Annotated in this window: 26 protein-coding genes; 7 read left to right on the forward strand and 19 right to left on the reverse strand. The window is 64.9% G+C overall.

The window, feature by feature from the left end:
* Positions 1-2: 2 nt before the first annotated feature.
* Genes paaK through paaA form a run of 9 tightly spaced genes read right to left on the reverse strand, consistent with a single transcriptional unit; the run spans position 3 to position 7,848 of the window.
* Positions 3-1,328: a phenylacetate--CoA ligase PaaK gene (paaK, locus tag FHS03_RS18240; RefSeq protein ID WP_183442372.1), complete on the reverse strand. Its 1,326-nt coding sequence runs from the start codon at positions 1,326-1,328 to the stop codon at positions 3-5.
* Positions 1,329-1,366: 38 nt separating this feature from the next.
* Positions 1,367-1,828, reverse strand: coding sequence for a hydroxyphenylacetyl-CoA thioesterase PaaI (paaI, locus tag FHS03_RS18245; RefSeq protein WP_183442373.1), 462 nt, complete (start codon positions 1,826-1,828; stop codon positions 1,367-1,369).
* On the reverse strand, positions 1,821-3,374 hold the full coding sequence (paaH, locus tag FHS03_RS18250; RefSeq protein WP_183442374.1) for a 3-hydroxyacyl-CoA dehydrogenase PaaH: 1,554 nt from the start codon (positions 3,372-3,374) through the stop codon (positions 1,821-1,823). Before paaH ends, paaI begins: the two co-directional genes overlap by 8 nt.
* Positions 3,375-3,376: 2 nt before the next feature.
* Entirely contained in the window at positions 3,377-4,168 is a 792-nt protein-coding gene (gene paaG, locus FHS03_RS18255; RefSeq protein ID WP_183442375.1) for a 2-(1,2-epoxy-1,2-dihydrophenyl)acetyl-CoA isomerase PaaG, read from the reverse strand.
* A gap of 15 nt (positions 4,169-4,183) precedes the next feature.
* On the reverse strand, positions 4,184-5,266 hold the full coding sequence (gene paaE, locus FHS03_RS18260) for a 1,2-phenylacetyl-CoA epoxidase subunit PaaE (RefSeq protein WP_183442376.1): 1,083 nt from the start codon (positions 5,264-5,266) through the stop codon (positions 4,184-4,186).
* A gap of 4 nt (positions 5,267-5,270) precedes the next feature.
* Positions 5,271-5,801, reverse strand: a complete 531-nt coding sequence (gene paaD / locus FHS03_RS18265; RefSeq protein WP_183442377.1) for a 1,2-phenylacetyl-CoA epoxidase subunit PaaD — start codon at positions 5,799-5,801, stop codon at positions 5,271-5,273.
* Complete coding sequence (gene paaC, locus FHS03_RS18270) at positions 5,801-6,553, reverse strand: 1,2-phenylacetyl-CoA epoxidase subunit PaaC (protein ID WP_183442378.1); 753 nt, start codon at positions 6,551-6,553, stop codon at positions 5,801-5,803. Before paaC ends, paaD begins: the two co-directional genes overlap by 1 nt.
* An 8-nt stretch (positions 6,554-6,561) precedes the next feature.
* Positions 6,562-6,846: a 1,2-phenylacetyl-CoA epoxidase subunit PaaB gene (paaB, locus tag FHS03_RS18275; protein ID WP_176347318.1), complete on the reverse strand. Its 285-nt coding sequence runs from the start codon at positions 6,844-6,846 to the stop codon at positions 6,562-6,564.
* A gap of 12 nt (positions 6,847-6,858) precedes the next feature.
* Entirely contained in the window at positions 6,859-7,848 is a 990-nt protein-coding gene (gene paaA, locus FHS03_RS18280; protein WP_183442379.1) for a 1,2-phenylacetyl-CoA epoxidase subunit PaaA, read from the reverse strand.
* A 121-nt stretch (positions 7,849-7,969) separates the two neighbouring features.
* Between paaA and paaX the strand changes: the two genes are divergently transcribed.
* Entirely contained in the window at positions 7,970-8,896 is a 927-nt protein-coding gene (paaX, locus tag FHS03_RS18285) for a phenylacetic acid degradation operon negative regulatory protein PaaX (RefSeq protein ID WP_183442380.1), read from the forward strand.
* 6 nt (positions 8,897-8,902) lie between these two features.
* Here the strand turns inward: paaX and FHS03_RS18290 are convergent, their stop codons facing one another.
* From FHS03_RS18290 to FHS03_RS18305, 4 genes are all read right to left on the reverse strand, one after another.
* Positions 8,903-9,367 carry a hypothetical protein gene (locus tag FHS03_RS18290; RefSeq protein ID WP_183442381.1) on the reverse strand — a complete coding sequence of 155 codons (465 nt, stop codon included), beginning with the start codon at positions 9,365-9,367 and terminating at the stop codon, positions 8,903-8,905.
* 180 nt (positions 9,368-9,547) lie between these two features.
* Entirely contained in the window at positions 9,548-9,958 is a 411-nt protein-coding gene (locus FHS03_RS18295) for a hypothetical protein (RefSeq protein ID WP_183442382.1), read from the reverse strand.
* The gene (locus FHS03_RS18300; protein WP_183442383.1) at positions 9,955-10,326 is read right to left on the reverse strand and encodes a BPSL0067 family protein; all 372 of its coding nucleotides are present in this window, start codon (positions 10,324-10,326) and stop codon (positions 9,955-9,957) included. The genes FHS03_RS18295 and FHS03_RS18300 overlap by 4 nt, the downstream gene beginning before the upstream one ends.
* A gap of 118 nt (positions 10,327-10,444) precedes the next feature.
* A complete protein-coding gene (locus FHS03_RS18305; RefSeq protein ID WP_183442384.1) occupies positions 10,445-11,527 on the reverse strand; it encodes a TRAP transporter substrate-binding protein in 1,083 nt (360 codons plus the stop codon).
* A gap of 176 nt (positions 11,528-11,703) precedes the next feature.
* Between FHS03_RS18305 and FHS03_RS18310 the strand changes: the two genes are divergently transcribed.
* Positions 11,704-12,828, forward strand: a complete 1,125-nt coding sequence (locus FHS03_RS18310) for a M14 family metallopeptidase (RefSeq protein ID WP_183442385.1) — start codon at positions 11,704-11,706, stop codon at positions 12,826-12,828.
* 68 nt (positions 12,829-12,896) lie between these two features.
* On the opposite strand, the gene FHS03_RS18315 is transcribed toward FHS03_RS18310, so the two are convergent.
* Together FHS03_RS18315 and pmbA are read right to left on the reverse strand one after the other, a co-directional pair.
* Complete coding sequence (locus FHS03_RS18315; RefSeq protein ID WP_183442386.1) at positions 12,897-13,988, reverse strand: TRAP transporter substrate-binding protein; 1,092 nt, start codon at positions 13,986-13,988, stop codon at positions 12,897-12,899.
* Positions 13,989-14,120: 132 nt separating this feature from the next.
* A complete protein-coding gene (gene pmbA / locus FHS03_RS18320; RefSeq protein ID WP_183442387.1) occupies positions 14,121-15,473 on the reverse strand; it encodes a metalloprotease PmbA in 1,353 nt (450 codons plus the stop codon).
* Between the two features lie 90 nt (positions 15,474-15,563).
* On the opposite strand from pmbA, the gene yjgA reads away from it, so the two are divergent.
* From yjgA to FHS03_RS18335, 3 genes are read left to right on the forward strand one after another with little or no spacing between them, the layout of a single operon-like run.
* Positions 15,564-16,163: a ribosome biogenesis factor YjgA gene (yjgA, locus tag FHS03_RS18325; protein ID WP_183442388.1), complete on the forward strand. Its 600-nt coding sequence runs from the start codon at positions 15,564-15,566 to the stop codon at positions 16,161-16,163.
* Positions 16,156-16,761: a molybdopterin adenylyltransferase gene (mog, locus tag FHS03_RS18330; protein ID WP_183442389.1), complete on the forward strand. Its 606-nt coding sequence runs from the start codon at positions 16,156-16,158 to the stop codon at positions 16,759-16,761. Before yjgA ends, mog begins: the two co-directional genes overlap by 8 nt.
* A 1-nt stretch (position 16,762) precedes the next feature.
* Complete coding sequence (locus FHS03_RS18335; RefSeq protein WP_183442390.1) at positions 16,763-17,431, forward strand: alpha/beta hydrolase; 669 nt, start codon at positions 16,763-16,765, stop codon at positions 17,429-17,431.
* A 145-nt stretch (positions 17,432-17,576) separates the two neighbouring features.
* Here FHS03_RS18335 and FHS03_RS18340 read toward each other — a convergent pair whose 3' ends face one another.
* Positions 17,577-18,128 (reverse strand): carboxymuconolactone decarboxylase family protein, encoded by a 552-nt coding sequence (locus FHS03_RS18340; RefSeq protein ID WP_183442391.1) that lies wholly within the window; start codon positions 18,126-18,128, stop codon positions 17,577-17,579.
* Between the two features lie 111 nt (positions 18,129-18,239).
* Between FHS03_RS18340 and FHS03_RS18345 the strand changes: the two genes are divergently transcribed.
* Positions 18,240-19,577, forward strand: coding sequence for an aspartate aminotransferase family protein (locus FHS03_RS18345; RefSeq protein ID WP_183442392.1), 1,338 nt, complete (start codon positions 18,240-18,242; stop codon positions 19,575-19,577).
* On the opposite strand, the gene FHS03_RS18350 is transcribed toward FHS03_RS18345, so the two are convergent.
* Genes FHS03_RS18350 through FHS03_RS18360 form a run of 3 tightly spaced genes read right to left on the reverse strand, consistent with a single transcriptional unit; the run spans position 19,574 to position 23,221 of the window.
* Entirely contained in the window at positions 19,574-20,425 is an 852-nt protein-coding gene (locus FHS03_RS18350) for a fumarylacetoacetate hydrolase family protein (protein ID WP_183442393.1), read from the reverse strand. The genes FHS03_RS18345 and FHS03_RS18350 overlap by 4 nt on opposite strands.
* Positions 20,426-20,454: 29 nt before the next feature.
* A complete protein-coding gene (locus FHS03_RS18355) occupies positions 20,455-21,825 on the reverse strand; it encodes an MFS transporter (protein WP_183442394.1) in 1,371 nt (456 codons plus the stop codon).
* 7 nt (positions 21,826-21,832) lie between these two features.
* Positions 21,833-23,221 (reverse strand): KamA family radical SAM protein, encoded by a 1,389-nt coding sequence (locus tag FHS03_RS18360; RefSeq protein WP_183442395.1) that lies wholly within the window; start codon positions 23,219-23,221, stop codon positions 21,833-21,835.
* A gap of 202 nt (positions 23,222-23,423) precedes the next feature.
* Between FHS03_RS18360 and FHS03_RS18365 the strand changes: the two genes are divergently transcribed.
* Positions 23,424-23,876 (forward strand): cache domain-containing protein, encoded by a 453-nt coding sequence (locus FHS03_RS18365; protein ID WP_183442396.1) that lies wholly within the window; start codon positions 23,424-23,426, stop codon positions 23,874-23,876.
* The last annotated feature ends 25 nt before the right edge of the window (positions 23,877-23,901 follow it).

The following is a 23,901-nucleotide window of genomic DNA, read 5'->3' on the forward strand; positions in this document are numbered from 1 at the left end:
CCTCACAATATCTTGGGACGTTTGTCGATGACGCGTTTGGCCTTGCCGGTCAGCGTGCGTTCGATGCTGTTGGCTGCCAGCAGACGCACCTTGGTGCTCACGCCGACATAGGTTTTGATGCGGTGTTCCAGTTCGCGCGCCAGCGCCTCGGTTTCGTGCTCGGCCAGCTTGCCGCTCAACTCGGGGCGCAGCTCGCCCACCACGTCCAGCTTGTCCAGATGGCCTTCGCGCGAGACGATGAGCTGGTACTGCGGCGCCAGCTTGGGCATTTTCAAGATCAGCTCTTCGATCTGGCTGGGGAAGACGTTGACGCCGCGGATGATCAGCATATCGTCCGAGCGGCCGGTGATCTTGCCCATGCGGCGCATGGAGCGCGAGGTGGGCGGCAGCAAGCGGGTCAGGTCGCGCGTGCGGTAGCGGATGACGGGCATCGCTTCCTTGCTCAGCGAGGTGAAGACCAGCTCGCCCTCGGCGCCTTCGGGCAGCACCTGGCCCGTTTCGGGGTCGATGATCTCGGGATAGAAATGGTCTTCCCAGATCACGGGGCCGTCCTTGCTCTCCACGCATTCGCTGGCGACGCCGGGACCGATCACTTCCGACAGGCCGTAGATGTCCACCGCATCGAGGCCGGCGCGCTGCTCGATCTCGGCGCGCATGGCCTCGGTCCACGGTTCGGCGCCGAAAATGCCCACCTGCAGCGAGGACCGGGCCGGGTCCAGGCCCTGGCGCTGGAATTCCTCGATGATGTTCAGCATATACGAGGGCGTGACCATGATGATGGACGGCTTGAAGTCCTGGATCAGCTGCACCTGCTTTTCCGTCTGCCCGCCGGACATGGGAATGACGGTGCAGCCCAGGCGCTCGGCGCCATAGTGGGCGCCCAGGCCGCCGGTGAACAGGCCGTAGCCGTAGGAGATATGCACCATATCGCCGGCGCGGCCGCCGGCGGCGCGGATGGAGCGCGCCACCATATCGGCCCACATATCGATATCCCTGGCCGTGTAGCCCACCACGGTGGCCTTGCCGGTGGTGCCGCTGGAGGCATGCAGGCGCGCGATGCGCGCATTCGGCACGGCGAACAGGCCAAAGGGATAGTTGTCACGCAGGGTTTTCTTGTCGGTGAAAGGGAAGCGGGCCAGGTCGGCCAGGGTTTTCAGGTCGGCGGGATGCACGCCGGCCGCGTCGAAGGCGGCGCGATAGTGCGGCACATTGTCGTAGGCATGCTTGAGCGACCACTGCATGCGCTCCAGCTGCAGCGCCTGCAGCTCGTCGCGGCTGGCGCGTTCGATCGGCTCCAGCTCCGACGCGGCGGGATTGCGTTGGACCATCCGTGTCTCCTTGTGCGATTGCTTTTTTGCGATTGCTTTTATTCCTGCTGCGGCAGCACCTCTCCGCCGACGCGGTGCGACTTGCCGCGCAACAGGGCGATCAACCGGCCATCCTGGTTGCGCACGCTGACATCATAGACGCCAGTCTTGCCGGACAAGACCTGCTCCACCGCTTCGGCGGTCAGCATGTCTTCCTGGCGGCCGGGCGCCAGGTACTCGATGGTGCAGCCGGCGCCCACCGTGTTGAGATTGTGGCTGTTGCAGGCAAGCGCGAAGGCGCTGTCCGCCAGGGCGAAAATGAAGCCGCCGTGGCAGGTCAGGTGCCCGTTCAGCATATCTTCCCGCACCGGCATGCTCATACGCGCGTAGCCGGGACGGATCTCCTCCAGCCGCATACCCATGGCCTGGCTGGCGCGGTCGCGTGCGAACATGGCTTCGCCGGCCGCTTCGGCCAGTTGCTGGGGATCGGCGTGATAACGATGATGCGCGTTCTTATGCATGGAAGCGCGCTCCCGCCGCCTGTTTGCGGCGCAGCAGCGGCGAAACGCGGTAGCGGTCCTCGCCGTAAGCGGCAGCCATGTTTTCCAGCACCGTGACGATATGGCCGATGCCCACGGCGTCGGCCCAGGCCAGCGGGCCGCGCGGATAATTGACGCCCTTCTGCATCGCGGTGTCGGCGGCGGCGGCGCTGCATACACCCTGGTTGACGGCGTCGGCCGCCTCGTTGGCCAGCATGGCGACGGTGCGCATCACGGCCAGGCCGGGCACGTCGTCCACACGCGTGACGGCAAAGCCGGCGGCCTGGAAGATGCCGACCACGGCGTCGAAGGCCTCCGGCCGGCATTGGTCGGCGCGGGCCAGCGCGATGCGGGCGGCCTTGCCATAGTCCAGCACCAGGTCGAAGACGATGGTGTCGGCATGCCGGTTGTCGCGCGCGCGCGCGGTGGCGGTGCGGCCATCGGTGAAGTAGACGGCGGCGCCGTTGCAGTGGAAGGCCGGCGCCTCGTTATGCTGGTGACCCTCGGCCGATTTGCGGCGCGCCACTTTCAGGCCATGCGCTTCCAGGCGCTGGCACAGGGCGCTGGTGATGGCGTCGCTCTGACCCGGCTCGATGCTGTAGCCCACGTAGTCGGGACGCGGCTGCGGCGCTTCGCTGCGCGGCCCGGGATTGGCCGCGCCCTCGCCGTAGCGGAAGAAACCGCGCCCGGATTTGCGGCCCAGGAAACCGGCGTTCAGCAACTCCTGCTGCAGCACCGAAGGCGTGTAGCGCGGGTCGTTGTAATAGGCGTTGAAAACGGACTGGGTGACGGAGTAGTTCACGTCATGGCCGATCAGGTCCATCAGCTCGAATGGTCCCATGCGGAAGCCGCCGCCCTCGCGCATGACGGCGTCGATAGTGGCGGGATCGGCGGCCTGCTCGTTCAGCAGGCGCAGGCCTTCGGCGTAGAAGGGGCGCGCCACGCGGTTGACGATGAAGCCGGGCGTGGACTTGGCGTGCACCGGGTTCTTGCCCCAGGCGGCGGCCGTGTCAAAGACGGTGGCGGCGACGGCGGGATCGCTGGCGACGCCGCTGATCACTTCGACCAGGGCCATCAGCGGCACCGGATTGAAGAAGTGCATGCCGACCAGGCGCTGGGGATGGCGCAGGCGGGCGGCAATCGCCGTCACCGAGATCGAGGAGGTGTTGGTGGCGAGGATGGCGCTCTCGCCGACGATGGCTTCCAGGTCGGCGAACAGGGCGCGCTTGGCGTCGAGGTTTTCGACGATGGCTTCCACCACCAGCGCGGCGTCGGCCATCTCGGCCAGGCCCGACGCGGCATGCAGGCGGGCGCGCGCGGCGTCGGCATCGGCCGCGCTCATCTTGCCCTTCTCCACCAGCTTGGCGTAGACGGCGCCGATATCGGCGATGGCCTTGAGCGCGGCTTCGGCGCGCGTGTCGAACAGGCGCACCGTGTGGCCGGCGGCGGCGGCGATCTGCGCGATGCCCGAACCCATGGCGCCGCTGCCGATCACGGCGACGACGCTGCCAGTGGCGATTGCTGCCATGCTTATTCCCCCTTGAAGTGCGGCGTGCGTTTATGGATGAAGGCGTCCACGCCTTCGCGGTAATCGTGGCTGTAACCGAGCTCGCGCATCATCTCGCCTTCCAGCTTGAGCTGGTCCTGCAGCGAGTTGCCGTAGCTGAGCTGCAGCGCTTTCTTGGTGAAAGCCATGCCCTTGGTGGGCGCCACGGCGAAGTGTTCGGCCATGGCCATGACGTCGGTCATCAGCAATTCGTCGGGCACGCATTTCCAGATCATGCCCCATTGCTCGGCGCGGTCGGCGGTGAGCTTTTCGCCCAGCATGGCCAGGCCGGTGGCGCGCGCGCGGCCCACCAGGCGCGGCAGAATCCAGGTGCCGCCGGTGTCGGGAATCAGGCCCAGTTTGCAGAAGGCTTCGATGAAGCAGGCCGATTTGGCGGCGACCACGATGTCGCAGGCCAGGGCCAGGTTGGCGCCCGCGCCGGCTGCCACGCCGTTGACGGCGCAGATCACGGGCATGGGCAATTCGCGCAGCGCCAGCACCAGGGGCGCATAGTATTTTTCCACCGACTCGCCCAGGTCCACGCCCTGGGCGCCCGGTTCCACGGCGCGGTCGGACAGATCCTGGCCGGCGCAGAAGCCGCGCCCGGAGCCGGTCAGGACGAAGACGCGCACCGATTTGTCCTCGCGCACCTTGGCCAGCGCGTCCTGCACTTCGCGGTGCATGGCCTGGGTGAAGCTGTTCAGCTTATCGGGACGGTTCAGCGTCAGCTTGGCGATGCCGGCCTTGATTTCAAACAGGATGTTTTCGTAGCCCATGTCCAGTCCCTTCGTTTATTCGCCCTGGTCGAAATCGACCACGAGCTTGTCCGTTACGGGGAAGCTCTGGCAGCTCAATACGAAGCCGCGCGCGATCTCGTAGTCTTCCAGAGCGTAGTTGACGTCCATATCGACCTTGCCGTCCACCACCTTGCAGCGGCAGGTCGAGCACACGCCGCCTTTGCAAGAGTAGCGCATATCGAGGCCGGCGCGCAGGCCCGCGTCGAGCACGGATTCCTTGTCCTTCTCCATGCTGAAGGTGGCCGCGTTGCCGTCCATGATGACGGTGACTTCGGTCATGTGGCGCGAGGCAGCGGCGTCGAGCTGGGCGCGCGGCTGGTGCTGGTGCTTGGGAATGCTGGCGGCGAACAGTTCGATTTTGATATTCGCCTTCGGCATACCGGCTTCCTGCAAGGCGGCGGAAACGCCGTGCATCATGTCCTCCGGGCCGCAGATGAAGGCCACGTCGTAGTCGGCGATGTCGACCCAGTGCTGCAGAAACTGCCGGCACTTCTCTTGCGTGATGCGGCCGTTGAACAGCTCAATGTCCTGCTGCTCGCGGCTCATCACATAGACGATATTCAGGCGCTCCAGGTATGTGTCCTTCAGCGCCATCAGCTCGTTCTTGAAGATCACCGAGGATGAGGCGCGGTTGCCGTAGAACAGGGTGAAGCTGCTGTGCGGCTCGGTCAGCAAGGTGGTCTTGATGATGGAGAGGATGGGCGTGATGCCGCTGCCGGCCGCGAAGGCCAGGTAGTTGCGGCGGCTGGCCGCGTCCAGCGCCACGTTGAAGTGGCCCATGGGCGGCATGACGTCGACGGTGGCGCCGGCGTGCAGCGTGTCGTTGGCCCAGCTGGAGAACAGGCCGCCCGGCGTGCGCTTGATGGCCACGCGCAGCGCGCCGTCCTGCACGGCGGAGCAGATGGAATAGGAGCGGCGCACATCTTCCTCGCCGATCCGGGCGCGCAGGGTCAGGTGCTGGCCCTGCTGGTAGTGGAAGCTGGACGCCAGTTCCGGCGGCACGGCGAAGGTGACGGCGATGCAGTCGCGCGTTTCCTGCTGCACGCCGGCGACGGACAATGAATAGAATTTGCTCATGGTCTCAATGGCACTTGAAGTAGTCGAAAGGCTCCTGGCAGTCCTGGCATTTGTACAGGGCTTTGCAGGGCGTGGAGCCGAACTGGCTGGTGAGTTCCGTGTGGGGCGAGCCGCAGTGCGGGCAGACGACTTTCAGCGCGGGCTGGGCGCGGCGGCTGACGCCCGCCTTCAGATTGCTGATGTCAATCACGCGCTCGGCCGGCGGCGCGATGCCGTAGCCGGTCAGGCGCGCCTTGCCACGCTCGCTCATCCAGTCCGTGGTCCAGGCGGGCGACAGGCGGGTGGCGACGGTGACGTAGTCGACGCCATGGCCGCGCAGCGCCTCATGCACGGCCTGCTCGATCACCTGCATGGCGGGACAACCCGAATAAGTCGGCGTGATGGTGACGGTGCAGGCCGAGCTGCCCGTGACCTGCACATCGCGCACGATGCCCAGATCGACCACCGAGATCACGGGGATTTCGGGGTCGGACACCTCGTTCAGCCAGGCCCAGATCTGCTCCGCGTTCAGCGCGGCGGCGGCGTGCGCGTTCATCACCACTCGGCGCCGGGATAGGCGCGCTGCAGGAACTGCATCTCGGCCAGCAGATAACCCAGGTGCTCGCTGTGGCGGCCTTGCTTGCCGCCGCGCTGCATCCAGGCTTCGACCGGCGGCATGGTCAGCGTGGCCTCGCCGAAGATGTCGGCCACATGGTCGAACCACTGGCTGCGCAGGCCGGCCGCGGCGGGGGCGATGCCGGCGGCCACCATGGCCTCATCCACGGCGTCGTAGTTGAAGGCTTCGCCGGTGTACATCCACAGCTCGTTGGCGGCCGTTTGCGCGCGGGCGTGGCTCAATTCCGTGCCGTCGCCCAGGCGCACGATCAGGTCGCCGCTACGGCGCAGGTGGTAGGTCACTTCCTTCAGCGATTTTTCCGCGATCTGGGCGATGCGCTGGTCGGCCGATTGGCACAGGGCGCCGATCTGGAAATAGTGCCAGGTATCGAAGTAGAACTGGCGCATCAGCACATCGGCGTAGTTGCCGTTGGGCTGCTCGACCAGCAGCAGGTTCTTGAAGTCGTGGGCGTCGCGCAGGAAGGCGATCTGGTCTTCGTCGCGGCCCTGGCCTTCCAGTTCGGCGGCATAGCCCAACCACATGCGGGTCTGGCCCAGCAGGTCGAGCGAGACATTGGTCAGCGCCATGTCCTCTTCCAGCGCCGGCCCTTTGCCGCACAATTCGGACAAGCGCTGGCTCAGCACCAGGGCGTTGTCGCCCAGGCGCAGCAGGTAGGCGATCTTCGAGTCCATGGCGGCGCTCACAGGTTTTTCACTTCTTCCGGCATCGGGAAGAAGGTCGGGTGGCGGTATACCTTGCTGTTGGCCGGCTCGAACAGGGCGCCCTTGTCGCCCGGGCTGCTGGCGACGATGTCGGCGGCGCGCGCCACCCAGATGCTGACGCCCTCATTGCGGCGGGTGTAGACGTCGCGCGCGTTATTGATCGCCATTTCCGCGTCGGGCGCGTGCAGGCTGCCCACATGCTTGTGCGCCAGACCGTGCTGGCTGCGGATGAAAACTTCCCACAGAGGCCATTCCTTGCTCATCTTGCTGTCTCCTCAGGCCGCAGCCTTTTTATCGCTATGTTTGTCGGCGTAGGCCACCAGCGCGTCGCGGAACCATTCGCCATCCTCATAAGCCTTGACGCGGGTGCGCAGGCGCTCGCGGTTGCAGGGGCCGTTGCCCTTCAGGACGTTGTGGAATTCGGACCAATCGATCTCGCCGAAATCGTAGCCGCCTTTCGCCTCGTTCCATTTCAGGTCGGGGTCGGGAATGGTCAGGCCGAGGAATTCGGCCTGGGGCACGGTCTGGTCGACCATGCGCTGGCGCAGCTCGTCGTTGGAGAATAGCTTGATGCGCCATTGGCTCGATTGGGCGCTGTTGACGGAGTCGGCATCCGACGGGCCGAACATCATCAGCGAAGGCCACCACCAGCGGTTGAACGCATCCTGGGCCATGGCTTTTTGTTCCGGCGTGCCGCGCGCGAGGCTCAGCATGATGTCGTAGCCCTGGCGCGCGTGGAAGGACTCCTCCTTGCAGACGCGGATCATGGCGCGCGCATACGGGCCGTAGGAGCAGCGGCACAGCGGGATCTGGTTGATGATGGCCGAGCCGTCGACCAGCCAGCCGATGGCGCCCATATCGGCCCAGCTCAGGGTCGGGTAGTTGAAGATGCTGGAGTATTTGGCTTTGCCGGCATGCAGGGCGGCCAGCAGTTCGTCGCGCGAGACGCCCAGGGTTTCGGCGGCGCTGTAGAGATACAGGCCGTGGCCCGCCTCGTCCTGGATCTTGGCCAAGAGGATGGACTTGCGCTTGAGCGTGGGCGCGCGCGTGACCCAGTTCCCTTCCGGCAGCTGGCCCACGATTTCCGAGTGGGCGTGCTGGGAGATTTGCCGGATCAAGGTTTTGCGGTATGCTTCCGGCATCCAATCTTTCGGCTCGATCTTGACGCCGGCATCGATACGGTCCTGGAAGGCGCGCTCCTCAGCGCCCATCTCGTCCTGGCTGCGGACGGTTTTCAGACCGGTGTCCACCATTTGTGCATACATGGCATGTCTCCGATTTTAGGTATGAAGCGATAATACGATACAAATTTTCGTTTGCATACTGATTTTTTGTGTCACATAAATTTCCCGTATCTCATCAATACTGTTGTATAGAATGTGGCTTATGCAAAATAAACAGAAGATGAGCGAATGGATCGCGGGCTTTCTGGCGGCCGATCCGCCGCGCTCGAAATCCCTGCTGACGACCATTTTCGGCGACGCCATCGTGCCGCACGGCGGCACGGCGTGGATGGGCAGCCTGATCGAGCTGCTGGCGCCCTTCGGCGTCAACGACCGGCTGCTGCGCACCTCGGTGTTCCGGCTGGCGCAGGAAGGCTGGCTGGGCGCCCAGCGCGACGGCCGGCGCAGCGCGTATGCGATCACGCCCGAGGCCATGCAGCGCTTCAGCCAGGCTTACCGGCGCGTGTACGCGCCGCTGCACAATGACTGGGATGGCCAGTGGACGCTGGTGCTGGGCAGCAGCGGCCTGGATGCGGCCGAACGCGGCGCGCTGCGCAAGGAGCTGCTGTGGGAGGGCTATTGCCTGATCGCGCCCGGCATCGCGGGGCATCCGGCCGGCGACGGCGAGGCGCTGCAGGCGCTGCTCGAACGCACGGGCTTGCAGGGCAAGGTGTTTGTCTGCAAGGCGGCTGAGGCGCCGGGCCTGAAGGCGCGGCCGCTGGGCGAGCTGGTGGCCGAGGGCTGGGATTTATCGGGCGTGGTCGATGGCTACCGCCAGTTCCTGGTGCACTTCGCGCCGCTGCTGGATCTGATCGAGGATGGCTTGAAGATGACAGCGGAACAAGCCTTCGTCGCGCGCACCCTGCTGATCCACGCCTACCGGCGCGTGCAGCTGCACGATCCGCATCTGCCGGTGGCGCTGCTGCCGGAGCCGTGGCCGGGCGCGGCGGCCTACGAGCTGGCGCGCGCGCTGTACCGCGCGCTGTACCGCGAGGCCGAGGAACACCTGATGCGCGCCCTGCACCGCGAGGACGCCTCCGCGCCGGAGGCCGACGCCGCGTTCTACCAGCGCTTTGGCGGACTGGATTAGTTTTTCTCAGTCGGTGCAGCGGCGCGCGACTGATCGGCGGTCGGTGTAAGGCAGCCAGCGCTCGACCTTGGCCTGCTGGCGCCACAGGGTGGCGCGCACCCAGAGGCCGCGCGCGCCGCGGCGTATCCAGATGTCGCGCCAGGCGTTGCGCACGCTGCCGGTCACCTGCAAGGCCCAGGCGCGGGGGGAAACCGCTTCGCCGGCATACATCAGGCGGTCGCCGCGCACTTCGGCGTAATACTCGATGCCGTGGTGGCGCAAGCGCAGCTCAGTGCCATCGGGCAGATACACGTCTTTCCACTGGTAGCCGCGCGGACTCTGGCGGCCGCCGCTGCGCGCGGCCAGCCAGTCGCGCAGCGCTTCGGACACCACTTCATCGAGCCGGTTACCGTCGCCGGTCTTGTGCAGTTGCACGGCCAGCTCGAAGTAGAGCTTGGGGTTGACCGATACGACCATGGCCTCGTTTTGCATTTTTTGTGCCTCGCATTGCCTCGTTTGGATAATGGTTGGACGCCCAGTCGCAGAGGGAAGTTCCGGCCATCCCACAAGAAAACGAGGCAAAAGCGCGGCACGATTAGGCAAAACGAGGCCTTGCCTCGCAGTAGCGAGGCATACACCCGATCCCCAAATTTTGCTGGGGCAAACCATGAATCAATCGCAATGGAATTGCAACGAACCGTCTTGCACGACGCCCCGCCGCAAGCGCCACCTCGCAGTGCAGTGCTTTACGGTGTTGGCGTCAAAGCTGATATAGCGCTCTTCCCCCAGGTAAACGCAATCAACCCGAAAGACATAGGCTGGTGCATCGAAGCCCATGCGCCAGCTTTGATAGAAAAAACCACCCACTTCTTTTTCTTCAGTGGGCGGCATAGCCCGCGATGAGCCATTATCGGTGGGTGGATCGTTTTTCGGATAAGACAGCACGCGCACGCTGTCCAGTCTTGCGGGCGGTGATTGCGCGGTCGCCGGCAAAAAGGCCGGGCAACTGATTGCCTGGGTTTCCCCCGCGTGGGCAACCAAGGATCGCGCAAGACTGAACAACACGAACAGCCGCGCTTTCATTTCACGATCGAGTAGAGTTCGGGCCGGTTCACGCCTGCCGCTGCCGGACGACCGAAAGACAAGATGCGCTTTGCCGGCTTTTGTTTTTTCCATTGATCGAATATCTCGATCCCGCCCGCCACACTGCGGATGAAAACCGCCGCGTGATTGCCGCTTGGCAGATTTGGATAACGGCCATTGATAAAGGTGGCAATAGCGGTGCCGCGAGCGATGGGTTTGCCGCTCGAGAGCAAATTCATAACCTTCTCTCCTTCACGCCATAAGGAAGATGGCGGCGCGCCAGTCAGCTTTTTCACCAAGGTGACGCATTGGCCGTTTCCGATCACCTCGGTTTCATCGGTAAATTTTCCGCTTGCGATATAGGGCATGATCTTCTCCTTGTCTGGAAAATTTCATGCTAGAGCGCAATGGCAGCGCCATATTGATTAGAGTCATTATGTTGCTTCACACCACCATTGCGCAACACCGTGCCGCATGCTGAACTGCTCAGCGGCGGCCGATGCTGATCAGGTAATTTTGCATGGTCGCCTCGGCCACCGAGGCCCACTGGTTCTGGTCCTGGCGGAAGCGCTTCCACGGTTCGTAAATCTTTTTGAACTTGGCGTTCTTCGCCGCCTCTTCCTCCATCACGGCAGTCGAGGTCTTATAGGCCGCGTCCATGATCTCTTTCGAGAAGTTGTGCAGCTTGGCGCCGTTTTTCATCAGGCGCGCCAGGGCGGCCGGGTTCTTGGCGTCGTAGTCGGCCTGCATGCTGACGTGGCATTCGTAGCTCGCCGCTTCCAGCGCGGCCTGGTATTCCTTGGGCAGCTTTTCCCACTCCTTGATATTCACGTAAAACGAGAGCTGCGGCCCGGCCTCCCACCAGCCCGGCGTGTAGTAGTGCGGCGCCACGCGCACCAGACCGAGCTTTTCATCGTCGTAGGGGCCGACCCACTCGGCGGCGTCGATCGTGCCTTTTTCCAGCGCGGCGTAGACGTCGCCCGCCGGGATCTGCTGCGGCACCACGCCCATGCGCTCCATCACGCGGCCGGCGAAACCGGCCACGCGCATTTTCAAGCCCTTCATATCGGCCACGGTCTTGATCTCCTTGCGGTACCAGCCGCCCATCTGGGTGCCGGTATTACCAGCGAGGAAATTGACGATGCCGTAGCCTTTGTAGAACTCGCGCAGCAGCTCGCGGCCGCCGCCCTGGTCCATCCACGCCGTCTGCTGGCGCGAAGTCAGGCCGAAAGGCACGGCGCAGTCGAAGCAGAAGGTGGGGTCCTTGCCGAAATAGTAGTAGGCCGGGGTGTGGCCCATTTCCACCGTGCCGGCCTGCACCGCGTCCATCACCTGCAGGCCCGGCACGATCTCGCCGGCGGCGAACTGGCGGATCTGGAATTTGCCGCCCGTCAACTCGGCCACGCGTTTGACGAACTGGTCGGCCGAGCCGTAAATCGTGTCCAGGGTTTTCGGGAAGCTCGAAGCCAGGCGCCAGTTGACCTGGCCACCCTGGGCCAGGGCCGGCACGGCCAGCGCGCCGGCGCCGGCGCCGATGGCGGTCTTCTTCAGGAAGGAACGGCGTTGCATAGATGTCTCCAATATATTCTTGTGTGTCATCGAATCGCGCTGCTGCCGGTTCATTGTAGCTGTTTCGGCGGAAAGATTGTCAGATGCATCAGGGGTGTGGATGCGCGCGGCGCGGCGAGGCGGTATCATGTCGCCTTTGCGCCGCCGGCGCCTTATCCACCAGCCAGGGACACACAATGTCTATCAAAATCAGCAGCCAGTTCGACGCTGGCGCCATCGACGTCGTCAGCGTGACCAGCGCCGGCGATATCGACCTGAACATCCGCAAGGATTCCCACGCCGACATCACCCAGTGGTTCTATTTCCGCGTCCAGGGCGCGCAAGCGGTGCCGCTCACCATCCGCTTCCTCAACGCCGGCCAGGCCGCCTATCCGGACGGCTGGAAGGATTACCAGGTCGTGGCCAGCTACGACCGCGACACCTGGTTCCGCGTGCCGACCAGCTATGACGGCAAGGTGATGACGGTCGACCATGCGCCCGAGTTCGACAGCGTCTACTATGCCTACTTCGAGCCCTACTCGTGGGAGCGCCACCTGTCCCTGCTCGACAGCGCCCAGCTGTCGCCGCTGGCCCAGTTGGTGGACCTGGGCAGCACGGTCGAAGGCCGCGACATGAACCTGTTGGTGGTGGGCGATCCCGAAGCCGAGAAAAAGGTGTGGGTCATCGCGCGCCAGCATCCGGGCGAAACCATGGCCGAGTGGTTCGTCGAAGGCATGCTCGAAGCCCTGCTCGACCCGGCCGACCCGTTCGCCAGCCAGTGCCTGAAGGACGCCGTGTTCTACGTGGTGCCGAATATGAACCCGGACGGCGCGGTGCGCGGCAATCTGCGCACCAACGCGGCCGGCGCCAACCTGAACCGCGAGTGGAATACGCCGAGCATGGAACGCAGCCCGGAAGTGTTCCTGGTCAAAGCGAAGATGCAGGAAATCGGTTGCGACCTCTTCCTCGACGTGCACGGCGACGAAGGCTTGCCTTACGTCTTCGTGGCCGGCAGCGATTCGCTGGAGAATTTCACGGCCGAGCAGAAAGCCGCGCAAGACAGCTTCATCGCCGACTTCAAGCTCGCCAGCCCCGACTTCCAGGATGAGTTCGGCTATCCCGACGGCCCGTTCACGCCCGAAGTGCTGACCATGGGTTCGCCGCACATCACCCACCTGTTCGGCTGCCTGTCGCTGACGCTGGAATTGCCGTTCAAGGACAACGCCAACGACCCGGACGAAGAACGCGGCTGGAACGGCGCCCGCAGCGCCAAGCTCGGCGCCGCCGTACTGCAACCGATCCTGCGCGCGCTGCGCGCCTGATGCCACCGCTGAGTCCGTGTCCGATTGGGGTCAGACCCCAATCGGACACGGACTCAGCTGTTGCGGGCTTATTTGCCGCCGCGGCCAGCGCTGATCAGGTAGTTCTGCATGGTCGCTTCGGCCACCGAGGCCCATTGGTTCTGGTCCTGGCGGAAGCGCTTCCACGGCTCGTAGATCTTGGCGAACTTGGCGTTCTTGGCCGCTTCCTCGTTCATGACGTCGGTGGCGGCCTTGTAGCAGGCGTCCATCGTGTCTTTCGGGAAGTTGCGCAGCTTGACGCCGTTTTTCAGCAGACGCGCCAGCGCGGCCGGGTTCTTGGCGTCGTATTCGGCCTGCATCACGACGTGGGCTTCATAAGTCGCCACTTCGATCGCGGCCTGGTATTCCTTGGGCAGCTTTTCCCATTCCTTGATGTTGACGTAGAAGGAGAAGGAGGCGCCCGCCTCCCACCAGCCCGGCGCGTAGTAGAACGGCGCCACCTTGTAGAAGCCGAGCTTCTCGTCGTCGTAGGGGCCGACCCATTCGGCAGCGTCGATCGTGCCTTTTTCCAGCGCCGGATAAATATCGCCGCCGGCCAGCTGCTGCGGCACCAGGCCCAGGCGCTCGAGCACCTTGCCGGCGAAGCCGCCGACGCGCATCTTGGTGCCTTTCAGGTCGGCCACGGTCTTGACTTCCTTGCGGAACCAGCCGCCCATCTGGGTGCCGGAATTGCCGCCCAGGAAATTGAGGATGCCGTAATCCTTGAAGAAGGCGCGCGTCAGTTCGCGTCCGCCGCCCTGGTCGTACCAGGCCGTGTGCTGGCGCGAGGTCAGGCCGAAGGGCACGGCGCAGTCGAAGGCGAAGGTGGAATCCTTGCCGAAGTAATAGTAGGAGGCGCTATGGCCGATTTCCACCGTGCCGGCCTGCACCGCATCCATCACCTGCAAGCCCGGCACGATCTCGCCGGCCGCGAACGAGCGGATATTGAACTTGCCGCCGGTGAGCTGGGCAACGCGCTTGATGAAGATGTCGGCGGCGCCGAAGATGGTGTCGAGCGATTTGGGGAAGCTCGACGCCAGGCGCCAGTTGATGGTGGGTTGGCCCTGGGCCAGGGCCGGCGCGGCCACCACGCCGGCGCCCGCGCCCGCCGCGGCTTTTTTCAGGAAAGAACGACGTTCCATGCGATGTGTCTCCTAAGGATTTTTCTGCGTGACGGAAAACCTTACAGCTTTGTTATGCTGGAGACAGTGTAGGGAAAGCCCTACCGGCTTGCAATCAAAATATCGGACGCGATCGTTCCTTCGTTACAACGTTCAATTACCCGCAACAACCATCTTCTCGATCAGGATGGAGCCGGTCTGCTTGGTGCCGCGCACCAGCACATCGCTGCCGATGCCGACGATCTGCTGGAACATTTCCTTCATATTGCCGGCGATGGTGATTTCCTCCACCGGATACTGGATCACGCCATTCTCCACCCAATAGCCGGAAGCGCCGCGCGAATAATCGCCCGTCACGTAATTGGTGCCCTGCCCCATCAGCTCGGTGACCAGCAGGCCGGTGCCGAGCTTGCGCAGCATGGCTTCGAAATCGTCGCCCTTCCTGGTCAAGGTCGAGGTCAGCGACAGATTGTGCGAACCGCCCGCGTTGCCGGTGGTTTGCATGCCCAGCTTGCGCGCCGAATAGGTCGACAGGAAGTAGCCCTGCAGCACGCCATCCTTGACCACGTCGCGCTTGACGGTGCGCACGCCCTCTTCATCGAAGGGGGCGGAGCCGACGGCGCCCACCACATGCGGGTCTTCCTTGATCTGCACATGGGAGGGGAACACCGACTGGCCCAGGCTGTCGAGCAGGAAGGTCGATTTGCGGTACAGCGCGCCGCCCGAGGTCGCTTGCACGAAGGCGCCCAGCAGGCCGGCGGCCAGCGGCGCCTCGAACAAGACCGGGCAGGTGCGCGTGCTCAGCTTGCGCGCATGCAGGCGCGCCAGCGCGCGTTCGGCGGCGTAGCGGCCGATCGCTTCCGGCGAGGCCATCTTGCGCGCGTCGCGCACCGAGCTGTACCAGTCGTCGCGCTGCATATGCTTGCCCTTGCCGGCGATCGGCGCCACCGACAGGGTGTGGCGCGAATACGGGTAGCCGCCGATGAAGCCGCGCGAATTGGCGGCCACGAAATGCGACTGCTGCACATGCACGCCGGCCCCTTCGCTATTGGAAACGCGCGCATCGACCGCGAAGGCGGCCGCCTCGGCGCGCTGGGCCAGGGCCACGGCTTCCTCGGTGCTGATGGTCCAGGGATAGAACAGCTTCAGGTCGCGCGGCGCCATTTCCAGCATGTCGGCGTCGGCCAGGCCGGCGCAATCGTCCTCGGCCGTGAAGCGCGCGATATTGTAGGCCGCGTCGACCGTGGCGCGCAGCGCGGCGGGGGAGAAATCGGAGGTGCTGGCATTGCCGCGCTTCTTGCCGATGAAGACCGTCACGCCCATGCCCTTGTCTTTATTTTGCTCGATCGTTTCGATCGCGCTCTTGCGCACCGAGACCGACAAGCCGCTGCCTTCGCTGATTTCGACTGCGGCATCGCTGCCGCCCTTCTCGCGCGCAAACGCTAACACGTCGCGGGCAAGCTGTTTCAACTGGTCCTGGCTATGGGTAAAGACGGAGTCGCTCATGGGGTGTTTTTGGTCGGCTAAGCGTTAAAACAGTTATCATAGCAGCCGTTTACTGTTTTTACAGGCAAGTTCACGCTTGCCCTCTCTATCATGCCAAATGCAAACCGTGGCGCCGTCGGCTTCCAATCCTCCGAATTCCAGGAACAATACGAGCGCCCTTCCAAGACCGAACTCAAACGCCAATCCGACGCCCTGCAAGACCTGGGCCGGGAACTGGTCGAACAGCCGCGCGACCGCGTCAAGCGGGTGCCGATGCCGGAAGACGTGCGGGATGCCATTTTGGAATGCCAAAATATCAAGAACCATGAAGGCCGCCGCCGCCAGATGCAATTCATCGGCAAGAAGATGCGCAGCCTGACGGAAGAGGAAGTGGCCGCCATCCAGCGCACCATCGAAGGCTGGAAAGGCGCCTCCAAGGCCGACACGGCCGCCCTGCACGCGCTCGAACGCCGGCGCGAGAAGCTGCTGGCCGACGACAACGCCCTGACCGTCCTCTTGGCCGAGCACCAGGAACTCGACGCCCAGCACCTGCGCACCCTGATCCGCAATGCGCGCAAGGAGCAGGCCGAGCACAAGCCGCCCAAGGCTTACCGCGAAATCTTCCAGATCCTGAAAGACCTGGACGCCAAGGCCAAGGCCGCCGCCGCGCCGGCCGGCGACGAGGACGCGTCCGAGGACGACGATGAATGATGCGCCGCTGGTGATCGGCCTGGTGTCGATCTCCGACCGCGCCAGCGGCGGCGTGTACGCCGACCAGGGCATCCCCGCCCTGCAAGACTGGCTGGCCGGCGCGCTGACCACGCCCTTCCGCGTCGAGACGCGCCTGATTCCCGACGAACGCAGCCAGATCGAAGCGACGCTGGTGGAGCTGGTCGACACGGCGCGCTGCCATCTGGTGCTGACCACGGGCGGCACCGGCCCGGCGCGGCGCGACGTCACGCCGGAAGCCACGCTGGCCGTGGGCACCAAGGAAATGCCCGGCTTCGGCGAACAGATGCGCCAGATCAGCCTGCACTTCGTGCCGACCGCCATCCTGTCGCGCCAGCTGGCCGTGATCCGCGAGACGGCCGACCACGCCGCCTTGATCATGAACCTGCCGGGCCAGCCCAAGGCCATCAAGGAAACCCTGGAAGGCTTGAAAGACGCCGACGGCAAACAGCTGGTGGGCGGCATCTTCGCCGCCGTGCCCTACTGCGTTGACCTGATCGGCGGGCCGTATATGGAAACCGATCCGGCCGTGAGCAAAACCTTCCGCCCCAAATCGGCCCTGCGCCCTCCCAAGGAATAAGATGAGCCAAGTACTCGACAATATCGAAATCACGACCGGCGAGCAGCCGACGGTCGCCATCATCTGGATGCACGGCCTGGGCGCCGACGGCAACGACTTCGTGCCCCTGGTCGACGAGCTGAATCTGCAAGGCTTGCCCGCCATCCGCTTCATCTTCCCGCATGCCAAGACCATGCCGGTGACGATCAACGGCGGCTATGTGATGCGCTCCTGGTACGACATCGTGCACACCGACCTGGGCCGCCAGGAAGACGAAGCCGGCCTGCGCGCCTCGCAGTTGGAGGTGGAAGCCCTGATCGCGCGCGAAAAGGCGCGCGGCATCCCGGCCGAGCGCATCGTGCTGGCCGGCTTCTCGCAAGGCTGCGCCATGACCCTGCAGACCGGCCTGCGCCATCCGGAAAAGCTGGCCGGCCTGCTGTGCCTGTCCGGCTATATGCCGCTGGCCGACAAGATCGCGGCCGAACGCCACGCCGCCAACCAAGCCACCCCGATCTTCCTGGCCCACGGCCGCATGGACCCGGTGGTGCCGGTGGCGCGCGCCCTCGCCACGCGTGAGCTGCTGCAAACCCTCGGCTACCAAGTCGAATGGCACGAATACCCGATGCAGCACTCCCTCTGCCTGGACGAAGTCCAGCACCTCAACGCCTGGCTGCGCCAAATCCTCGCCTAAACAGCTCAGCCCGTGTCCACCCTGGACCCTGGTGCCAGGCACCAATCGGACACGAACTCAACGGGAATAATCGCGGCGATGGACGGCCGAGTCCGTGTCCACCTTGGTGCCTGGCACCAAGGTGGACACGGACTCGGCTGTTTTTTTATGGCAGGGGCGGGGCGCTGCTGGCGGGGGCGGGGGTTTGGGCGACGTTCATGACCATGGCGAGTAGGGCGTAGTAGCCGTTCAGGCCCGTCAGGTCGGTGACGCCGTGTTCGCCAAACTGGGATAACGCGGCGGCGTAGCTGGCGTCGCTCACGCGCTTGTCGCGCTGGAGTTCAGTGCAGAAGTCGTACACGGCTTGTTCGTCGGCAGCCAGGCCGGACGGCGCGCGGCGTTGCGCGATGGCGTCGATCACGTCGGGGCGGATGCCGGCCTCGGCGGCAATCGGGGCGTGGATAGCCCATTCCACCGGCTGGTCCCAGGCGCGCGCCGTGACCAGGATGGCCAGCTCGGACAGGCGGGTGCCGATGGCGCTGCGGTAGCGCAGGTATTCGCCCAGGCGTTGGGCGCAGCTCATCAGCTCGGGACTGCGCAGCAGCGGCACGAAGGGGCCGTATAGCGAGCCGCGCGGGCCGTCGATCACGGCTTGCGCCGCGGCCTGCTGCGCCGTTGTCATCTCTGCAAAGGGAATGGGGCCAAGCCGTTCTATCATCGTCTGCCTGTGGTAGGAATGCGAAAAATATCGCATACGATACCGCAAAAATCAAAATCGCCTTTAGCGGCGGGGCGTATCGTCAGCTCTCCAACACCATAGGAGGGGACCATGAGCCATCTTATCCACCGCCAGCTGCGCCACACGCCGCCCGTTGCCGATGGCGGCAGCGGCCTGTATCTGCGCGACAGCGAGGGCCGCCTCTATCTTGATGCAAGCGGCGGCGCAGCCGTGTCCTCGCTGGGCCACGGCCATCCCGATGTGCTGGCGGCGATGCAGGCGCAGATCGGCAAACTGGCCTATGCGCACACGGCCTTCTTCACCAGCGAAGTGGCCGAGGATCTGGCGCTGCGCCTGGCCCAGGACGCGCCGGGCGACCTGGATCACGTCTACCTGACCTCGGGCGGTTCGGAAGCGATCGAAACGGCGCTCAAGCTGGCGCGCCAGTATTTCGTCGAGCGCGGCGAGCCGCGCCGCAGCGTCTTCATCGCGCGCCGCCAAAGCTATCACGGCAATACCCTGGGCGCCCTGGCCCTGGGCGGCAACGAGTGGCGGCGCCGCCATTTCGAGCCGCTGCTGATGAAGGTGGCGCGGGTAGCGCCTTGCTATGAATACCGCGACCGCCGCCCCGGCCAGGATGTGCACGAGTACACGGCCGGCCTGCTGCGCGAGCTCGAAGACGTGATCCTGGAAACCGGGCCGGAACGCGTGATCGGCTTTTGCGCCGAGCCGGTGGTGGGCGCGACGGGCGGCGCGATTCCGCCCACGCCGGGTTATTTGCGCGGCGTGCGCGCGCTATGCGACAAGTACGGCATCCTGTTCATCGCCGATGAAGTCATGTGCGGCATGGGCCGCACCGGCACGCTGTACGCCGTCGAGCAGGAAGGCGTGCTGCCCGACCTGGTCACGCTGGGCAAGGGCCTGGGCGCGGGCTATGCGCCGATCGGCGCGGTGCTGGCGCGTCAGCATATCGTGGAGTGTCTGCGCGCCGGCAGCGGCGCCTTCCAGCATGGGCATACCTATACCGGCCACCCGATCGCGGCGGCGGCGGCGCTGGCGGTGCAGAAAGTGATCCGGCGCGATTGCCTGCTGGGCGCCGTGACGGTGCGCGGCGGCGTGCTGCGGCGCATGCTGCGCGACGCCTTCGGCGGCCATCCGCATGTGGGCGATATCCGCGGCCGCGGCCTGTTGCTGGGGATGGAGCTGGTGCAGGACCGCGAGAACAAGCACGCCTTCGATCCCGACCTCAAGCTGCATATGGCGATCCGCGAGCAGGCCATGGCCTGCGGCCTGATCGTGTATCCGATGGGCGGCACCATCGACGGGCGGCGCGGCGACCATATCCTGCTGGCGCCGCCGTTCACCGTGACGGAAAAGGATCTGGGCGAGATCGTCTCGCGCCTGCAGGACGCGCTGGAGCGCGCCCTGGCCAGCGTGCGCTGCGCTTAGAACTGCTGGAAGCCGATCACGTCCTGCTGCTGTTCACCCAGGCCGGCGATGCCCAGGCGCAGGAAGTCGCCCTTCTTCAGGAAGCGCTTCGGCTTGCGCGCCATGCCCACGCCGGGCGGGGTGCCGGTGGCGATGATGTCGCCCGGTTCCAGCGTCATGAAGCGCGACAGGTAGGCTACCAGCTGCGGCACCTTGAAGATCATGTTCTCGGTGCTGCCGGTCTGCATGCGCTTGCCGTTCAGTTCCAGGTAAAGATCGAGCTGGTTGACGTCCCACACCTCGTCGCGCGTGACCAGCCAGGGGCCGACCGGACCGAAGGTGTCGCAGCCCTTGCCCTTGTCCCACTGGCCGCCGCGTTCGAGCTGGAATTCGCGTTCGGTGACGTCGTTGACGACGCAGTAGCCGGCGATGTATTTCTCGGCCTCGGCCTCGCTCACATTGCGCGCGCGGGTACCGATGACGATGCCCAGCTCCACTTCCCAGTCGGTCTTCTTCGAGCCTTGCGGCAGCATGATGGGATCATCCGCGCCGGACAGGCAGGTGATCGCCTTCATGAAGACGATGGGTTCCTTCGGAACCGGCAGGCCCGCTTCGGCCGCGTGGTCCTTGTAATTGAGGCCGATGCCGATGAATTTGCCGACCTTGGCGACCGGCACCCCGAAGCGCGGATTGCCGCGCACGATGGGCAGGGTTTCAGGGGCGATCTTGGCCAGCTTGCGCATGGCCTTGTCCGACAGCTGCTCGCCGCCAATATCGCCGATCACGCCAGACAGGTCGCGCAGCTTGCCTTCTTCATCGATCAGGCCAGGCTTTTCTTTGCCGATACGGCCGTAACGAACCAGTTTCATAGTCTTCCTCGGAGTTGTACTCCGCCATTTTACTGGATCGCCAGCGCCCTCCTCGCGCGCCGCGTGCGCAACAGGAACAGGAGCAGTCCGGGAAGCTGCAGCAAGAGCAGCACGCAGAAGGCCGCCTGATAGGCGACAACGGGATAGCGGCCCTGCGCATCGAGCGGCCAGAAGGCGACGATCTGGCCAAAGCCGGCCTGCACGACAAAGGCGCCGAGGAAGATCAAGAGGTTCAGGCAAGTGGCGGCGCGGCCCGTCAACGCGGGCGGCATGGCCTGCGCCACGATGGCGTATTCGATGCCGGTGATGGTGCCGGCCAGCGTGAACAGCACGGCCAATTGGCTGTAGCCGGCCCGCCAGTTGCATACGAAGCCGAACTGCACCAGCAGGAACAGCGCGATGCCGGCCGCCGCCACATTGAGCGGCGCGATGCCGCGCCGCGCGGCCCATTCGGTCAGCATGCCGACCGCGATGGCGCCGAAGATCAGGGCCGCCATGGCCAGGTACAGCAGCCAGGCCACACTCTGCTCCGGATAGTGTCCCGCGTCGCGCAGCCAGCGCGCCACCCACAGGCCCTGGATGCCGAAGAAGACGGTGTGCGGAATGAGCACCAGCGAGGCCGTCTGGCGGAAGACCGGATGGCGGTAGACGTCGGCCAGCACTTTCCAGCTGAAGGGTTTGGGCGCGGTAGCCGGCGGCGTGGGCGCCAGCAGCAGGATGGCGAGCGCGGTGACGGCGCAGGCGGCGGCCAGCCAGACGAACAGGCCGCGCCAGTCGGTGAACTGCAAGGCCAGGCGCACCGGCAGCGTGGCGGCGGCGGCGCCCAGGCCGCCGCCGGCGATCAGATAGCCTTGCACCGAAGGCAGGCGCGCCGGCGCGATCCAGGTCGATACCGCCTTCACCGCCGCCATGAAGCAGCCCGCCAGGCCGAAGCCCATCAGGGCGCGCGCGCACAGCAGCTGGGCAAAGCTCTGGCCCCAGGCAAAGGCCAGGGTGCCGGCCGCCGCGACCAGCAGCAGCACGCATTGCACGCGGCGCGGCCCGTGCCGGTCGAGCAGCACGCCCACCGGCAGCTGGAACAGGGCGAAGGCCAGGAAGTAGGCGCTGGTGAGAAGGCCTAGCTGGGCCGGGGTCAGCGCCACCGACGCCATCATCTGCGGCGCGACGATGGCGTTCACGGTGCGCAGCAGGCTCGATAGCGCATGGCCCAGCGCGAACGGCAGGAAGACCAGGAATAGCACCGCCGCGCCGGACAGCGTGCCCGGCACGCGCTCGCGCCCCCGCCATAACTGACGCAGCGCCGGACGCGCCTGGTCGGCCGCTGGCGACGCGGGCGGCGCTGGCGCAGGTGCCGGCACAGATGCTGGCGCAATCCGGCGGCAGGCTTCAACACTGGGCATGGCGCGCTCAGGCCGCGTTGCTTTGGCTGCCGGCATGGGCGCGCGCGGCAGCGGCCAGGGACAGCGGAATCACCTTGCGTTCAGGCGCCGCTTCATCGCTCTCGAAGAAGAACTTCTCTTTGCCGAAGGCGGGCTTCAGGTGGTCGAGCCAGGTGGCGTTCTCATCGAACTTGGCATAGAAAGGCTTGCGCACCCAGTCCGCATTGCGCGCCTGCAGAAACTGCAGGGCGAACACCTTTTCGCCGGCGATGGTGGCCACGCCGTCGATCACCACCTTGCCGGGGAAGGCGCTCATCGACGGCCCGCGCACGGTGCGCGACAGGCCCGACACCATCTGGTAAGCCTGCTGGAAAATCTCATGCGCGCGCGCCAGCGGCAGCTGGAAGTATTCGCGCGGGCCGGTGTCGCGCTCGACGAACATATAGTAGGGAATCGCGCCCAGGCGCACGCCCGTGGTCCACAGCTCGGCCCAGCTTTTCGGGTCTTCGTTGATGTGGCGGATCAGCGGCCCCTGCATGCGCAGGGTGGCGCCGGTGCCGACGATACGCTTGACGGCCTTCTGCGCGATCTCCTGGCGCAGTTCAACGGCGTGGTTGTAGTGGCCCATGATGGCCATGTTCTTGCCGGCGGCGACCACCTTCTCGAACAGGCGCAGCAAGTCGTCGGCGTCGCGGTCGCTGACGAAGCGCTGCGGCCAATACGCCACCGACTTGGTGCCGATGCGGATGTTCTGGATATGCGCCAGCTCCGGCGCCAGCAGCGGTTCGATGAATTCGGCCAGCGAGCGCGTATTCATGATCATCGGATCGCCGCCGGTGATCAGCACGTCCGTCACATCAGGATGGCTTTTCAGATAGGCCACCAGTTCATGCGTTTCGCGCGCGTCGAACTTCATATCGTCCATGCCGACGAACTGCGGCCAGCGGAAGCAGAAGGTGCAGTAGGCGTGGCAGGTCTGGCCGGCGCTGGGGAAGAACAGCACGGTCTCCTTGTACTTGTGCTGCAAGCCTTTGAGCGGCGCGTCGTTCACGCGCGGCACATTGTGCGTCATCTGGCCGGCCGGATGGGGATTCATGCGCATGCGGATGCTGTGGGCGTAGCGCGCGATCTCCTCCTCGTCGCGCCGCACCAGCACCAGCTCGCGCAGCCGCGCATATTCGTCCTCGTGCAGCATGTCGCGGTGGGGAAAGGTCAGGCGGTAGATCGGATCGTCCGGCACATTGTTCCAGTCGATCAGGTGGTTCATCACGTATTCATTGGTGCGAAAGGGCAGCACGCGCGACACCACCTGCACCGCTTCGCGCAACTCGAAGGGTAGCCACTCCCACTGGCGCGCCTGCTGGATCGATTGCCGGGTATAGGGCTTGAATTTTTCGGGCACGGACAAGGCGCTCATGACGGGTCTCCTGATGGGGTTGGGCAGTACTCCATGCTAGGAAATCGGCCGCGCCGCAAATTGCCAAAGATCAATGGCTGCACAGAAATTGCGTGCCTTATCGCAAGCTTGCGCCATCGCAAATTCCAGCGCACCGCGACGGCGTACAGTAGCCAATGCAATTGGGAAATACCGTCACCCCCACCTTCACCAAGGAGCTGCAATGAAACACTTACTGACTGGCGCCCTGCTCGGCCTGGCCTTCGCCACGGCCGCCGCCACCACCGAACCGGGCGAGAAGGAAGCCATCGCCATGGCGGAAAAAGGCGCGGCCTTCCTCAAGGTCCATGGCAAGGACGAGATGATCAAGAAGATCAGCGCCGCCCATCCCGACTTCGTGCAAGGTTCGCTGTATGTGGACATGCGCGACATCAATACCGGCATCGTGCTGGCGCACCCGATCAATCCCTCCATCGTCGGCAAGGACCTGGTCGACGTGCCCGACGCCAGCGGCAAGAAATACCGGCGCGAGATCATCGAGCTGGCCGCGAAAAAGGGCAAGGGCTGGGTCGACTATATGTACAAGAACCCCAGCAGCGGCAAGATCGAGCCGAAGACCACCTATATCCTGCGCGTCGGCGACGTCGTGCTGGAAGCGGGCATTTACAAAAAGTGATCTGGATCTGATCCTTGCCGGGAGG

Source organism: Pseudoduganella violacea (assembly GCF_014191875.1).
Lineage (GTDB): Bacteria > Pseudomonadota > Gammaproteobacteria > Burkholderiales > Burkholderiaceae_D > Rugamonas > Rugamonas violacea_A.

Coding starts and splice junctions, on each gene's coding strand:
- FHS03_RS18295 (WP_183442382.1), bottom strand. CDS start 9,958: ATGAAAGCGCGGCTGTTCGTGTTGTTCAGTCTTGCGCGATCCTTGGTT.
- paaG (WP_183442375.1), bottom strand. CDS start 4,168: ATGGGCTACGAAAACATCCTGTTTGAAATCAAGGCCGGCATCGCCAAG.
- paaX (WP_183442380.1), top strand. CDS start 7,970: ATGCAAAATAAACAGAAGATGAGCGAATGGATCGCGGGCTTTCTGGCG.
- FHS03_RS18290 (WP_183442381.1), bottom strand. CDS start 9,367: ATGCAAAACGAGGCCATGGTCGTATCGGTCAACCCCAAGCTCTACTTC.
- paaI (WP_183442373.1), bottom strand. CDS start 1,828: ATGCATAAGAACGCGCATCATCGTTATCACGCCGATCCCCAGCAACTG.
- paaE (WP_183442376.1), bottom strand. CDS start 5,266: ATGAGCAAATTCTATTCATTGTCCGTCGCCGGCGTGCAGCAGGAAACG.
- mog (WP_183442389.1), top strand. CDS start 16,156: ATGAATGATGCGCCGCTGGTGATCGGCCTGGTGTCGATCTCCGACCGC.
- paaH (WP_183442374.1), bottom strand. CDS start 3,374: ATGGCAGCAATCGCCACTGGCAGCGTCGTCGCCGTGATCGGCAGCGGC.
- FHS03_RS18305 (WP_183442384.1), bottom strand. CDS start 11,527: ATGCAACGCCGTTCCTTCCTGAAGAAGACCGCCATCGGCGCCGGCGCC.
- yjgA (WP_183442388.1), top strand. CDS start 15,564: ATGCCAAATGCAAACCGTGGCGCCGTCGGCTTCCAATCCTCCGAATTC.
- FHS03_RS18315 (WP_183442386.1), bottom strand. CDS start 13,988: ATGGAACGTCGTTCTTTCCTGAAAAAAGCCGCGGCGGGCGCGGGCGCC.
- paaC (WP_183442378.1), bottom strand. CDS start 6,553: ATGGACTCGAAGATCGCCTACCTGCTGCGCCTGGGCGACAACGCCCTG.
- paaA (WP_183442379.1), bottom strand. CDS start 7,848: ATGTATGCACAAATGGTGGACACCGGTCTGAAAACCGTCCGCAGCCAG.
- FHS03_RS18360 (WP_183442395.1), bottom strand. CDS start 23,221: ATGAGCGCCTTGTCCGTGCCCGAAAAATTCAAGCCCTATACCCGGCAA.
- FHS03_RS18335 (WP_183442390.1), top strand. CDS start 16,763: ATGAGCCAAGTACTCGACAATATCGAAATCACGACCGGCGAGCAGCCG.
- FHS03_RS18350 (WP_183442393.1), bottom strand. CDS start 20,425: ATGAAACTGGTTCGTTACGGCCGTATCGGCAAAGAAAAGCCTGGCCTG.
- FHS03_RS18310 (WP_183442385.1), top strand. CDS start 11,704: ATGTCTATCAAAATCAGCAGCCAGTTCGACGCTGGCGCCATCGACGTC.
- paaD (WP_183442377.1), bottom strand. CDS start 5,801: ATGAACGCGCACGCCGCCGCCGCGCTGAACGCGGAGCAGATCTGGGCC.
- pmbA (WP_183442387.1), bottom strand. CDS start 15,473: ATGAGCGACTCCGTCTTTACCCATAGCCAGGACCAGTTGAAACAGCTT.
- FHS03_RS18355 (WP_183442394.1), bottom strand. CDS start 21,825: ATGCCCAGTGTTGAAGCCTGCCGCCGGATTGCGCCAGCATCTGTGCCG.
- FHS03_RS18345 (WP_183442392.1), top strand. CDS start 18,240: ATGAGCCATCTTATCCACCGCCAGCTGCGCCACACGCCGCCCGTTGCC.
- paaB (WP_176347318.1), bottom strand. CDS start 6,846: ATGAGCAAGGAATGGCCTCTGTGGGAAGTTTTCATCCGCAGCCAGCAC.
- FHS03_RS18340 (WP_183442391.1), bottom strand. CDS start 18,128: ATGATAGAACGGCTTGGCCCCATTCCCTTTGCAGAGATGACAACGGCG.
- FHS03_RS18300 (WP_183442383.1), bottom strand. CDS start 10,326: ATGCCCTATATCGCAAGCGGAAAATTTACCGATGAAACCGAGGTGATC.
- paaK (WP_183442372.1), bottom strand. CDS start 1,328: ATGGTCCAACGCAATCCCGCCGCGTCGGAGCTGGAGCCGATCGAACGC.
- FHS03_RS18365 (WP_183442396.1), top strand. CDS start 23,424: ATGAAACACTTACTGACTGGCGCCCTGCTCGGCCTGGCCTTCGCCACG.